This is a genomic window from Streptomyces sp. NPDC001868, assembly GCF_040297125.1.
Taxonomy (GTDB): Bacteria; Actinomycetota; Actinomycetes; order Streptomycetales; family Streptomycetaceae; genus Streptomyces.
Genome location: NZ_JBEOYO010000100.1, coordinates 1 through 14,055 on the forward strand (window position 1 = coordinate 1; position 14,055 = coordinate 14,055).

Here is a 14,055-nt window from a genome sequence, read left to right on the forward strand (position 1 = left end):
ACCTCGTCGAACGCCGCCGCGAACACCGGAAACGCCTCATACAAGTCACGGCCCATACCCACCCGTTGAGCCCCCTGACCGGAGAACACCACCGCGAGCCGGCCGTCCGACGGTTCGTCGGTGGTGGCGGGGCCGTTCTCCGCCAAACCGCTGAGGGCCTGGTGGAGTTGAGCGTGGTCGGCTGCGGTCAGGACGGTGGTGCTGGGCAGGACGGCCCGGGTGGTGGCGAGGGAGAGGGCCAGGTCGGGCAGCCGGATGTCGGGGTGGTCGGCCAGGAAGACGGCATACCGGGCAGCCTGGGCGCGCAGGGCGGTGTCGTCCCGGGCAGACACGACGAACGGGAGAACGGCGGGTCCCGGCTCCTCCGAAGGCGCCGACGGATCGGCCGCTTCTGACGCTTCGGGCGCTTCTGACGCTTCGGGTGCTTCCGGCTGATCGGGCGCTTCCGGCTGTTCGGGTGCTTCCGGCTGTTCGATCGCTTCCGGTTGTTCGAGGATGACGTGGGCATTGGTGCCGCTGATCCCGAACGACGACACCCCGGCCCGGCGCGGACGCCCCGCCTCCGGCCACTGCCGGGCCTCGGTCAGCAACTCCACGGAACCGGCCGACCAGTCGACCTCGGGTGTCGGCTCGTCCACGTGCAGAGTGCGCGGCAGCACGCCGTGCCGCAGTGCCATGACCGTCTTGATGACACCGCCGACACCCGCTGCGGCCTGCGTATGACCGATGTTCGACTTCAACGACCCCAGATACAGCGGCCGTTCGCGTTCCTGCCCGTAAGCCTCAAGCAGCGCGTGCGCCTCGATGGGGTCGCCGAGTCGCGTCCCTGTGCCGTGCGCCTCCACCGCGTCCACGTCCGACGGCGACAGGCCGGCACTCGCCAACGCATCCCGGATCACGCGCTGTTGGGAAGGACCGTTCGGGGCGGTGAGGCCGTTGGACGCGCCGTCCTGGTTCACCGCCGAACCCCGCACCACCGCCAACACCCGGCGCCCATGGCGTCGGGCGTCAGACAGGCGCTCGACCACCAGTACGCCCGCCCCCTCGGCGAGCGCGAAGCCGTCGGCCGCGGCGGCGAAGGACTTGCTGCGGCCGTCGCGGGCGAGGGCTTGCTGGCGGCTGAAGCCGACGAAGGAGGCGGGCTCGGACATCACGGTGGCGCCGCCCGCGAGCGCGAGGTCGCACTCCCCCGCCCGCAGTGCCTGTACGGCCAGGTGCAGGGCGACGAGGGAGGAGGAGCAGGCGGTGTCGACGGTGACCGCCGGGCCCTCAAGACCGAGCGTGTACGCGATCCGGCCGGAGGCGACACTGGCGGCGGCACCGGTGGCGAAGTAGCCCTCGACATCGGTGGCCGCGTCCAACAGCCGTGCCGTGTGGCCCTGTTCACTGATGCCGACGTAGACGCCCGTACGGCTGCCGCGCAGGGTCGACGGGTCGATGGCGGCGCGTTCCAGGGCCTCCCAGGCGGTCTCCAGGAGCAGGCGTTGCTGCGGGTCCATGGCGGGCGCTTCGCGCGGGGAGATGTTGAAGAACGCCGGGTCGAAGAGGGTGGCGTCGGTGAGGAAGCCGCCCCGGTCGACGTAGCTGGACTCGGGGGTGGTCTCGTCGGGGTCGTGGAGCCGGTGCAGGGGCCAGCCCCGGTCCGTGGGGAAGGAGCCGGTGAGGTCCGCCTCCTCGCCGAGGGCCCGCCACAGGTCTTCGGGGGAGCCGATGCCACCGGGGAAGCGGCAGCCCATGGCGACGACGGCGACGGGGTCCTCGCGGTCGGCGGCGGCCCTGACGACCACGGGTGCCGGACGCTCCTGGCCGCCGAACAGCCTCTCCCCGAGGAACACCGCGAGGGCGGTCACGGTGGGGTGGTCGAAGACGAGGGTGCTCGGCAGCCGTACGCCGGCGGCGGCGGTGAGCCTGTTGCGCAGGTCGACGGCGGTGAGCGAGTCGAACCCCAGCTCCTTCAGGGCCCGTTGGGGGTCGACGGCTTCGGGGTCCGGGTGGCCGAGTACGGCGGCGGCCTGTGCGCGCACCAGGTCACGCATGGCCCGGGTGCGGGCGGCCCCGTCGAGCGCGGCGAGGCGGCGGGCGAGGTCGGATGCGGGGGCGGTGGCCGCTTCCTCGGGGGCGGCGGGCCGTGCCTCGGGGATGTCGTCCAGGAGATGACTGGGCCGGCCGGCGGTGAAGACCTCCGCGAACCGCTTCCAGTCGACGTCGGCCAGGATCACCGAGGTGTCGCCGTCGGCGAGGACGGTGCGCAGGCCGGCGATCGCCGTGTCGGGGTCGATGACGGGCAGGCCGGTGGCGCGGAGCTGGTCGTAGATGGCGTCGGAGACCATGCCGCCGCCCGACCAGGGCCCCCAGGCGACGGACAGGGTGGGGACACCGTCGGCGGTGCGCCGCTCGGCGCGCGCGTCGAGCACGGCGTTGCCCGCCGCGTAGACGGCGTGATCGCCGGCTCCCCAGACGGCCGTGATGGAGGAGAAGTACACGACGGCGTCCAACTGGGCGGGGTCCAGGACGGCTTCGAGGTTCTCGATGCCCGTGACCTTGGCGCCGAGGACGGTGACCAGGTCGTCGAAGGGTGCCTCCGCGACGGGTCCGAGCACGCCCACACCGGCGGCGTGCACGACGGCCCGGACCGGGTCGCCGTCGCGCTCGACCTCGGCGAGGGCGGTGGCCAGGGCTGCCCGGTCCATGGTGTCGCAGGCGAGGAGGGTGACCCGTACGCCGGACTCCTCCAGTTCGGCCCGCAGTCCGTCGGCGCCGGGCGCGGCGGCCCCGCGCCTGCTGAGCAGGACGAGGTGCTCGGCGCCGTCGCGGGCGAGCCAGCGGGCGACGTGCGCGCCGAGGGCACCGGTACCGCCGGTGATCAGCACGGTGCCGCGCGGGGTCCAGCCCGTACGCCCGTCGGCCGGGGCGGTGGCGTGGACGAGCCTGCGGGCGTAGGTCCCGGTGGCGCGGACCGCGATCTGGTCCTCGCCGTCGGTTCCGGCGAGCACGGCGAGGAGGCGGTCGGCGGCGGCCCGGTCGACGGTGGCGGGCAGATCGATCAACCCGCCCCAGTACTGCGGCAGTTCGACGGCCGCCGACCTGCCCAGCGCCCATACGGCGGCCTGTGCCGGGTCGGCGGGCCCGGCGTCGTCGGCGGTGCCGACGGCTCCCCGGGTCAGGCACCACAGCGGGGCCGTCGTGCCCGTCGCGACGAGGGCCTGGAAGAGGGTGAGCGTGGTGGCGAGTCCGGTCGGTACGACGGGACTCGCCGGGTGGGGCGTGGTGTCGGCGCCGGTGAGGGTCACCGCTCCGGCCGGGGCGATCTCGCCGATGCGGGCGGCGAGGGTGTCGACGTCGTCGTCCGGCGTCACCGTCAGCACCACGGCGTGCTCGGCGCGTTCCCGTACGGCGTCGACCGCCGCGAGGAGCGCGGGGTCGTCCAGCAGGGCCTCCGGCAGGGCGATCAGCCAGGTGCCCGGGAGGACGTCGGGCGCGGCGGGCGGGTCCAGCGGGCGCCAGTCGACGGCGTACCGCCAGGCGTCGACCGTGCCGCGCTCGCGCCGGTCGCGGCGCCAGGAGGAGAGCGCGGGCAGGACGGTGCGCAGCGCCGGTTCGTCGTTGGGCAGGTCCAGGGCGGCGGCGAGGGCGGTGACGTCCTGTTCCTCGACGGCCTGCCAGAACTCCTCGTGCGCCGGGTCGGCGACGGGAGTACCCGGCAGCGTCTGCGGCCAGTGGCGACGGCGCTGGAAGGCGTACGTCGGCAGCTCGACGGGAGCGCCGGGTGACGCGGTCTCGTGATCGGCGTAGGCCGGCGTCCAGTCCACGGGTACGCCGCCGACGGCGAGTTCGGCGAGCGAGGCGAACATCCGCGCGAGCCCGCCGTCGCCCCGGCGCAGCGTGCCGACGACGAGCGGCTCGGCGTCCGTCGTCTCGACGGTCTCCGCCAGGGGGGCCGTGAGCACCGGATGCGGGCTGATCTCGACGAAGACGTGGTGCCCGGCCTCGACCAGGCCCCTCACCGCCGGTTCGAGTCGGACCGTGGACCGCAGGTTGCGGTACCAGTACTCGGCGTCCAGCCCGGTCGTGTCGAGCCGGTCGGCGGTGACGGTGGAGAAGAAGGGGGTGTGGGCGTCGGTCGTGGTCAAGTCGCCCAGCTGGGTGAGGAGTTCGTCGTGAAGCCGCTCGACGTGGGAGGTGTGCGAGGCGTAGTCCACGTCGATGCGCCGGGCCCGGGCTCCGCGCGCCTCCGCCTCGGCGATGACCTCGTCCAGGCCGTCCGGGCTTCCGGCCACCACGACGGAGTACGGGCCGTTGACCGCCGCCACCTCCACGCGACCGTCGGTCAGCGCCGACAAGTCACGTACCTGGTCGGCGGCGAGCTGCACAGAGGCCATGCCGCCCTGGCCGGAGAGGGCGAGGATCGCCTGCGAGCGGAGTGCCACGACGCGGGCGCCGTCTTCGAGTGACAGCGCTCCCGCTACGACGGCTGCGGCGATCTCGCCCTGGGAGTGACCGACCACGGCCGCTGGCTCCACGCCGTACGAGCGCCACACCTCCGCAAGCGACACCATCACCGCCCACAACACCGGCTGCACCACGTCGACTTGGGTCAACTCGCCGCCAATGGTCAGGACTTCGGTCAGCGACCAGTCGACGTACGACGACAAGGCCTCCTCGCACTCGGCCATCCGGGCCGCGAACACCGGTGAGGACTCCAGCAGTTCCACCGCCATGCCCGCCCACTGCGAGCCCTGCCCCGGGAACACGAACACCGGGCCGCGGCCGGTCGGTCCCGCCGTGCCGGTGATGACCTCGGGGGCGGTGGCCGTGCCGTCGGCGAGGGCGCGTACGCCGGTCAGCAGGTCGGCGCGGTCGGTGCCGATGACGACCGCGCGGTGGGCGAAGAGCGAGCGGCTGCCGAGCAGTGCCCGGCCGATGGCGGCCGCAGTGGCATCCACATGATCGGGGCGATCGTGTCCGTCGGATGGGTCGAGGTGGGCCGCGAGGCGGGCGGCCTGGGCGCGCAGGGCGTCGGAGGTGCGGGCGGAGAGGAGCCAGGGGCGGACGGCGGGCGTGTCGCCGTCCGACCCGACGCGCCCCTCACCGTCCGCACGGTCCTTGCCGTCCGCGCCGCCTTCGCCGCCCTCCCGTCCCGCAGCTACGGGCTCGACCGGGGCGTGTTCGAGGATGACGTGGGCGTTGGTGCCGCTCATCCCGAACGACGACACGCCCGCCCGGCGCGGCCGACCCGTCTCCGGCCAGGGCAGGTTCTCCGTCAGGAGCCGTACGGTGTCGGCGGACCAGTCGACCTGCCGGGTCGGCTCGTCCACGTGCAGCGTGCGCGGCAGTACGCCCTCGCGCAGCGCCATCACCGTCTTGATCACGCCGCCGACGCCGGCCGCCGCCATGCTGTGGCCGATGTTGGACTTCAACGAGCCCAGCCAGAGCGGCTGTTCACGTTCTTCCTGTCCGTACGTCTCCAGGACCGCCTGGGCCTCGATGGGGTCCCCCAGCCGTGTACCGGTGCCGTGCGCCTCCACAGCGTCCACCTCCGAGGGGGACAGCCCGGCGTTCGCCAACGCGTCCCGGATCACGCGTTGTTGGGAGGGACCGTTTGGGGCGGTGAGGCCGTTGGACGCGCCGTCCTGGTTCACCGCCGAACCCCGCACCACCGCCAGCACCCGGCGCCCATGGCGTCGGGCGTCAGACAGGCGTTCCAGGACCAGGACGCCCGCGCCCTCGGCCCAGCCCGTGCCGTCCGCCGACTCCGCGAACGCCTTGCAGCGGCCGTCGCCGGCGAGGCCGCCCTGCCGGGCGAACTCCAGGAAGCCTCCGATGGTGTTCATGACGGTGACGCCGCCCGCGAGGGCGAGGTCGCACTCCCCCGTCCGCAGTGCCTGGCCCGCGAGGTGCAGCGCGACGAGGGAGGAGGAGCAGGCGGTGTCGACGGTGACCGCCGGGCCCTCCAACCCGAGGACATAGGACACCCGGCCCGACACGACGCTGCCGGCCGTGCCCGTCATCACATGGCCCTCGGTCTCGGGCGTGGCCGCGAGCACGTCGGCGTAGTCGGATCCGGCGATGCCGGCGAAGACTCCGGTGCGGCTGCCGCGCAGGGACAGCGGGTCGACGCCGGTCCGTTCGATCGCCTCCCAGGAGGTCTCCAGGAGGAGACGCTGCTGCGGGTCCATGGCCAGGGCCTCGCGCGGCGAGATGCCGAAGAAGTCGGCGTCGAAGTCGGCGGCGGCGTGGAGGAAACCGCCGGTGGTGGGTGTGCCGCCGTCGGTACGGCGCAGGGCGGCCAGGTCCCAGCCTCGGTCCCGGGGGAAGGCCGTGACGGCGTCGCGGCCCTCGGCGACCAGGTGCCACAGCTCCTCGGGGGTGGTGACACCGCCGGGGTAGCGGCAGGCCATGCCGACGACGGCGAGGGGTTCGTCCATGGCGCCGCGCGTGCGGAGCGCGGCCCGGTGGCCGGTGTGCTCGCCGTTGAGCCGGGCGAGGACCGCTTCCGGGGTCGGATGGTCGAAGACCAGGGTCGCGGGCAGCGGCAGTCCGGTCTCGTCGGCGAGGCGGTCGCGGAACCGTACGGCGGAGAGCGAGTCGAAGCCGAGGTCCTTGAAGGAGCGGTCCGGTGCGACGGCGTCGAGGGTGGGGTGACCGAGCACGGCGGCGGCGACGGCCCGGACCAGGTCCACGTCGAAGCCACGGCCGGGCGCGGCGGGCCCGGCCGCCGGGACGGCGGGCGGTGGGGCGGCCAACAGCGGGACGCCGGTCCCGGCGGTGGCCGGCAGCCAGTAGCGGGTGCGTTGGAAGGGGTAGGTCGGCAGATCCGCGTGGGCGTCGTCGTGGACACCGACGTGGGTGCCGTCGCGGGCTCCGTCGTGGGCACCGTCGTGGGTTCCGTCGTGGGCGTCGAGGACGGCCGTCCAGTCCACGGTGACGCCCTGGACGTGCAGTTCGCCGAGAGCGGTCAGCAGGGCGGTGGGTTCGTGGTGGCCGTGTGGGAGGGACGGTACGAAGGCGGTGCTTCCGTCGGGCAGGCAGTCGCGGGCCAGTACGCTCAGCGCGCCGCCGGGGCCGAGTTCCAGGCAGGCGGCCGTACCGAGGTCGCCGAGCAGACGGACGCCGTCGTGGAAGCGGACGGGCTCGCGGACGTGCCGCACCCAGTAGTCGGGCGAGCGGAGTTCCTCCTCGGTGGCCAGGAGGCCGGTGACATTGGAGACGACCGGGATACGCGGCGCGTGGAAGGTGAGCCCGTCGGCGACCTCCCGGAAACGGTCAAGCATGGGTTCCATCAGCGGCGAGTGGAAGGCGTGGCTGACCTTCAGGCGCCGGGTCCGCAGTCCGCGTTCCGCGCAGAGGGCGGCCGTGGCGTCGATCGCCTCGGCGGGGCCCGACAGCACGGTGGCGCGGGGGCCGTTGACGGCGGCCACGGCCAGTCGGCCCGTGGTTCCCGCCGCGTCGAGGAGCGCGGGGACGTCGTCCTCGGCGGTCTCGACGGCGAGCATGGCGCCGCCCTCGGGGAGGTCCTGCATCAGGGTGGCGCGGGCGGCGACCAGCGCGCACGCGTCATCGAGGGAGAGCACTCCGGCGGCGTGCGCGGCGGCCAGTTCGCCGATGGAGTGGCCGAGCAGCCGGTCGGGGGTCAGTCCCCAGTGTTCGAGGAGCCGGAAGAGGGCGACCTCGAAGGCGAACAGGGCGGTCTGGGTGTAGGCGGTCCGCCCGAGCAGTTCCTCCGAGGCGAGCGCCTCGGCGAGCGGCCGGTCAAGGCGGGGGTCGATCCTGGCGGCCACGGCGTCGAACGCCTCCGCGAACACCAGGTGCGTGGCGTGCAGTTCACGGCCCATACCGACGCGCTGGGCGCCCTGACCGGTGAAGAGGAAGGCCAGCGGCCCGGCCGCCCCGGAAGCCGTGCCGCGCACCACGCGCGCGTCCGGGATGCCGTGCGCGAGGGCGTCGAGGGCGGCGGGCAGATCCGTACGGCCGGTGCCGACCACGACGGCCCGGTGTGTGAAGCGGGGGCGGCGGGCGGCGAGGGCTCGGGCGACGCTCCGGGCCACGTGCTGCGGCGCTGGGACATCGGTGCGGTCGGGGTGATCGGAGTGGTCGGCGTGGCCGGTGTCGTCCACGTGGCCGATGTGGTCACGCAGCCGCGCGGCCTGCGCCCGCAGGGCATCGGGGGTACGGGCGGAGAGGAGCAGCGCCACCGGGGTGTGCCCGGCCCGCGCCTCGGGACGATCCCCGTCGGCCGGGCTCTCGACGGCAGGGGTCGCGTCGGCCGGAGTCTCAACGGCAGGGGCCTCGACGGCGGAGGCCGCGTCGACGGGGGTCTCGACGGCGGGAGTCCCGGTGGCATGGACCTCGACGACCGGCGCCTGCTCCAGAACCACATGGGCGTTGGTGCCGCTGATCCCGAACGACGACACGGCCGCCCGGCGCGGGCGCCCCGTGTCCGGCCACTCGCGGGCCTCCGTCAGCAGTTCCACCGCGCCCGCCGACCAGTCCACCTCGGGCGTGGGCCGATCCACGTGCAGGGTGCGCGGCAGCACCCCGTGCCGCAGCGCCAGCACCGTCTTGATGACGCCGCCGACACCGGCCGCGGCCTGCGCGTGCCCGATGTTGGACTTCAACGACCCCAGATACAGCGGGCGTTCACGCTCCTGCCCGTACGTGGCGAGCAGTGCCTGCGCCTCCACGGGGTCGCCGAGCCGGGTGCCCGTGCCGTGGGCCTCGACGGCGTCGACCTGGGCTGGGCTGAGGCCGGCGTCGGCGAGGGCGGCCCGGATGACGCGCTGCTGGGAGGGGCCGTTGGGTGCGGTGAGGCCATTGGAGGCGCCGTCCTGGTTGACCGCCGAGCCCCGGACGACCGCCAGCACTCGGTGCCCGGCGCGGCGGGCGTCCGAGAGGCGTTCCAGGACCAGGACGCCCACGCCCTCGGCCCAGCCCGTGCCGTCCGCCGCCCCGGAGAAGGCCTTGCAGCGGCCGTCCCCGGCGAGGCCCCCTTGCAGCAGGAACTCCTCGTACAGCCCCGGCCTGGCCATCACGGCGGCGCCGCCGACCAGGGCGAAGGAGCACTCGCCGGCGCGAAGGGCGCGTATCGCCAGGTGGAGTGCCACCAGGGAGGAGGAGCAGGCGGTGTCGACGGTGAGCGCCGGGCCCTCCAAGCCGTAGAAGTAGGCGAGCCGGCCGGAGGCGATGCTGCTGGTGGTGCCGGTGAGGACGTGGCCCCGGACCTCGCGGAGCGCCTCGTCGTCCTCGGGGCCGTACTTCTGGTCGGTCATGCCGACGAACACGCCCCCGTCGGTGCCCTTGAGGTCGGCCGGGTCGAGTCCGGAGCGTTCGACCGCCTCCCAGGAGGTCTCCAGCAGGAGCCGCTGCTGCGGGTCCATCGCCAGGGCCTCGCGCGGGGAGACACCGAAGAAGTCGGCGTCGAAGTCCCCGGCGCCGTACAGGAATCCGCCTTCGAGGCGAGCCCCGGCGTCGGCCAGTCCGCCGGTGCGCCAGCCCCGGTCGGCGGGGAAGGCGCCGACGGCGTCCCGGCCCTCGTGGACCAGGTCCCACAGTTTCTCGGGGGTGTCGGCCCCGCCGGGGAAGCGGCAGGCCATCGCGACGATCGCCACGGGTTCCCGTCGGCCCGCCTCCAGGTCGCGGAGTTTGCCTCGGGTGCGCTGGAGGTCGGCGGTCACCCGCTTGAGGTAGTCAACAACCTTGTCGTCGTTCGCCACGGATACTCCGATTCGGCCGTACGTACGGGTGGGGGGTTCAGGTGAGGTCGCCGAACTCGCTGTCGATGAAGGCGAGCACCTCGTCGGCGGTGGCCGCGCGGAGGGTTTCGTCGCCGTCGGCGGGGCCGTCCGGGGCGGCGGCGGGGGCTTCGAGGAGGTGCAGGATCCGGCGGAGCCGGTCGGTCACCTCGGTGCGGGACGGGTCGTCGGCGGTGAGGGCCTCGGCGGTGGTCTCCAGCCGGTCGAGGTCGCTGCGCAGCCGTTCCCGGGGGCTCGGCCCTGCGGGCAGCAGGCGCAGCAGCAGGTGGTCGGCGAGGGCCGTCGGGGAGGGGTGGTCGAAGACGAGGGTCGCGGGGATGTCCAGGCCGGTGGCCGCCTTGAGCTGGTTGCGGAGTTCGACGCCGGTGAGGGAGTCGAAGCCCTGGTCCTTGAAGGCCTGGTCGGGGTCGACCTCGTCGGGCCGTGCGTGGCCGAGGACCTGGGCGGTGCGGTCCAGCACGAGGGTGAGGACGCGGGCTGGGCGGTCCTCGTCGGGCAGTGCGGCGAGGGAGGTCGCGAAGTCGGCGCCGGGCGTGTCCGGTCGTCGTACGGCGGCGCGGCGGGGCGGCGGGCCGAGCAGCGCGGACAGGAGGGCGGGGGCGGGCCGGTCGCGGTGGGCGGCGCGCAGCCGGGGCAGGTCGAGCGGGGCGGCGGTCACGGCCGGGGCCGGGGCGGTGAGGGCGGTGTCGTACAGGGCGAGGGCCCGTTCGGTGGGGAGGGTGTCGGTGCCGGTGCGCAGGAGCCGTTCCCGGTCGCGTTCGCCGAGTGCGGCGGTCATGCCGCTGGTCTCGTCCCACAGTCCCCAGGCGATGGAGACGGCGGGCAGCCCGTGGGCGGCCCGTCGCTCGGCGAGGGCGTCGAGATAGGCGTTGGCGGCGCAGTAGTTGGCCTGGCCTGCGGTGCCGAAGGTGGCGGAGGCGGAGGAGAACAGGACGAAGGAGGTCAGGTCCAGGTCGCGGGTCAGCTCGTCGAGGTGGCGGGCGCCGTGGGCCTTGGCGTGCAGGACGCGGTCGACCCGGTCGGGGGTGAGGGAGGTCAGGACGCCGTCGTCGACCGTGCCGGCGCAGTGCACGACGCCGGTGAGGCGGTGCCCTTCGGCGGCGAGGCGGTGGAGGAGCGCGGCCACGGCCGTCCGGTCGCCGACATCGCAGGCGACGAGGTGCGCCTCGGCGCCGGCGGCGGCGAGTTCGGCCTTGAGGCCGTCCGCGCCGGGGGCCGTGTCGCCCGAGCGCGAGGTCAGTACGAGGCGGCGTACGCCGTGGCGGGCGGCCAGGTGGCGGGCCGTCCGCGCGCCCAGGGTGCCGGTGCCTCCGGTGACGAGGAACGTTCCCTCGGGCGTGGCCCCGGCGGCGACGGTGAGGACCGCCTTGCCCACGATCCGGGCCTGGGCGACCGCCCGGAACGCCTCGGGTGCGCGGTGGACGTCCCAGGTCGTGACGGGCGGTGCGGCGAGGGTGCCGTCGGCGAAGAGCGCCGACAGTTCGGTGAGCATCTCCCGGATGCGGTCGGGGCCCGCGTCGCCGAGGTCGAAGGCGCGGTAGCGGACCCCGGCGTGGTCGGCGGCGACTTGGTCGGGGTCGCGTGGGTCGGTCTTGCCGATCTCGACGAACACCCCGCCGCGCGGCAGCAGTTCGAGGGAGGCGTCGGTGAACTCCCCAGCGAGGCAGTTCAGGACGACATCCATCCCGGCACCCGCCGTGTGCGCGAGGAACCGCTCACGGAAGCCGGTGTCACGGGAGTCCGCGATGTGCGCGTCGTCCAGTCCGGCGGCACGTAGCGCGTCCCACTTGGGCCGGGAGGCCGTGGCGTACACCTCGGCGCCGAGGTGGCGGGCCAGGCGTACGGCCGCGGAGCCCACGCCGCCCGCTCCCGCGTGGACGAGGACCCTGCTGCCCGGCCCGATCCCGCCGAGGTCGCACAGCCCGTACCAGGCGGTCAGATACGCCACGGGCGCGGCGGCGGCCCGCGCGAAGGTCCAGCCGTCGGGCACGGGAGCGAGCAGCCGTTCGTCGGTGACGGCGACGGGCGCGAAGGCCGCGTCGAGCATGCCCGCCACCCGGTCGCCGGGCGCGAACCGCGTCACACCGGGGCCGGTCGCCAGCACCACTCCGGCGCCCTCGATGCCCAGTTCGGCGTCGCCGGGATACATGTCGAGGGCGATCATCGTGTCCCGGAAGTTCACCCCGGCGGCCCGTACGGCGACACGCACCTTCCCCGCTGCCAGGTCCCGTTCCGCGTCGGGGTGCGGCACCAGTTCCAGGCCGCTGATCGAGCCACGGCGGACAGCGTCCAGCCGCCATGCGCCGGCCGGCGCCCGAAGGGGTGCGTGCGCCTCCGCCCGCACCAGCCGCCGGCCGTGGACACGCCCGGCGCGGACGGCCAGATCGGGCTCCCCGCAGGCCAGCACGTCCGCGAGCGGCAGCCCGCCGACGAGTACCTCGGATCCCGGTGCGCCGTCCGTGTCCACCAGCACGACGCGGCCCGGGTGTTCGGCCTGCGCGGCACGCACCAGGCCGGCCACGGCAGCGTGGGCGAGGGCGTTGTCCCCCGCCTCGCCGGTCCGGGAACCCACGGCCGGCAGACCCGACGCCGCCACGACGGCGGCCCGCCGGGTGACGACCACGAGTGGAACAGCCGTGAACCGCTCGTCGACCAGCCACTCCTGGAGCAGCCCCAGGACGTGTGCGGTCACGTCGTCGACATCGCCGGACGGGCAGTGGGCCACCACGGCGTCGGGAAGGCCGTCGACCCGGTCGAGGTCGACACTCCCGTCGTCCGCCACCGGCAGCAGGACGGGCTCGACGGGGGTCACGTCCCTCGGTACGGGCAGGGCGGTCCATTCGATCCGGAAGAGGGCGTCGCGGTCCGGGGTGACCGCACCCGGCAGCCGGTCGGCCGAAACCTCCCGCAGGACCAGCCCCTCGACGGTGACGACGGGTGCGCCGTCCACGTCCACCGCCGTCAGCGCCACCGCCCCCTCCGCACTCCGGGTCACGCGCACCCGCAGGGCATCGGCGCCGGTCGCGTGGACCCGTACGCCGTTCCACGCGAACGGCAGCCGGGCGGGGGCACCCGGAGGCAGGTCCACCCCGAGGGCGTGCAGGGCGGCGTCCAGCAGGGCGGGGTGCACGGCGAAACGCCCGGCCGGGCCCCGGTCGGCCTCGTCCAGCTCGACCTCGGCATACAGCGTGCCGTCGTCACCCCGCAGCACCGAACGCAGCCCCTGGAAGGCGGGCCCGTACTCGAACCCGGCCTCGATCAGGCCCGGGTAGAAGCCGTCGAGCGCGATCGGTGTGGCCGACTCCGGGGGCCAGGAAACGGCGGCGGGGGCGGGATCGACGGCCGCGGCGGGATCGACGGCCATGGCGGGTTGGACGGCCGTGGCGGGGGTCAGGGTGCCCTCGGCGTGCCGGATCCAGGGCAGTTCGTCGTCGGCTGACCCGCCGAGGGCGACGGGACGGGAGTGGACGGCGACCGTACGCCTCCCCTCCTCGTCCGGGGCGCCGATGACGAGCTGCAGATCGGCCGCCTCCTCGGCGGACAGGGCCAGCGGCGTGGAGAGGGTCAGCTCGGCGAGTTCGGGGCAGCCGAGGCGCCGGCCGGCCCAGCACGCCATGTCCACGAAGGCCGTTCCGGGCAGCAGGACGGTGCCGAGCACCTTGTGATCCGCGAGCCAGGGCTGCGTGGCGGGCGTGATCCTCCCGGTGGCGATCACCCCGCCCTCGGCGGCCCGCACGAGCCAGGTGCGCAGCAGCGGATGGTCGGTCGTCCCGAGCCCGGCGGCCTGGAGCGCCCCGGCCGGAACCGTGCCCGCGCTGTCGGGCCAGTAACGGCGGTGCCGGAAGGCATACGTCGGCAGATCCACCCGACGCGCCCCGGTCCCGGCGAACACCGCCCGCCAGTCCACGGCCACACCGTGCACATGCGCCTCGGCCAACGCGGACAGCAACGCCACCACCTCGCCCCGGCCCTTGCGCAGGGCGGCGACCGCGGAAGCCTCCGGCGCGGTCTCCTGGATCAGGGAGACGAGGGAGCCGTCGGGGCCGACCTCCAGGACGGTGGTGGCGTCCTGCGCGCGCAGGGCACGGACACCATCGGCGAAACGCACGGTCGCGCGGACGTGCCGGACCCAGTAGCCGGGGGTCGACAACTCCGCGCCCGCCACTTCGCCGGTCACGTTCGACACGACGGGGACGGACGGTTCGTGGAAGGTCACGCCCGCCAGCGCCTCGGCGAAATCGTCCAGCATCGGTTCCATCAGAGCGGAGTGGAAAGCGTGGCTGACCGCCAGCCGCTTGACCCGCCG

2 protein-coding genes are annotated in these 14,055 nt (G+C 74.6%); both read right to left on the reverse strand.

Features of this window, described 5'->3' with window-relative positions:
• On the reverse strand, window positions 1-9,710 hold a 9,710-nt coding region (locus ABT147_RS46045; RefSeq protein WP_351418278.1), incomplete at its 3' end, for a type I polyketide synthase.
• A gap of 37 nt (window positions 9,711-9,747) precedes the next feature.
• Window positions 9,748-14,040, reverse strand: a complete 4,293-nt coding sequence (locus ABT147_RS46050; protein WP_351418281.1) for an SDR family NAD(P)-dependent oxidoreductase — start codon at window positions 14,038-14,040, stop codon at window positions 9,748-9,750.
• Window positions 14,041-14,055: the final 15 nt, after the last annotated feature.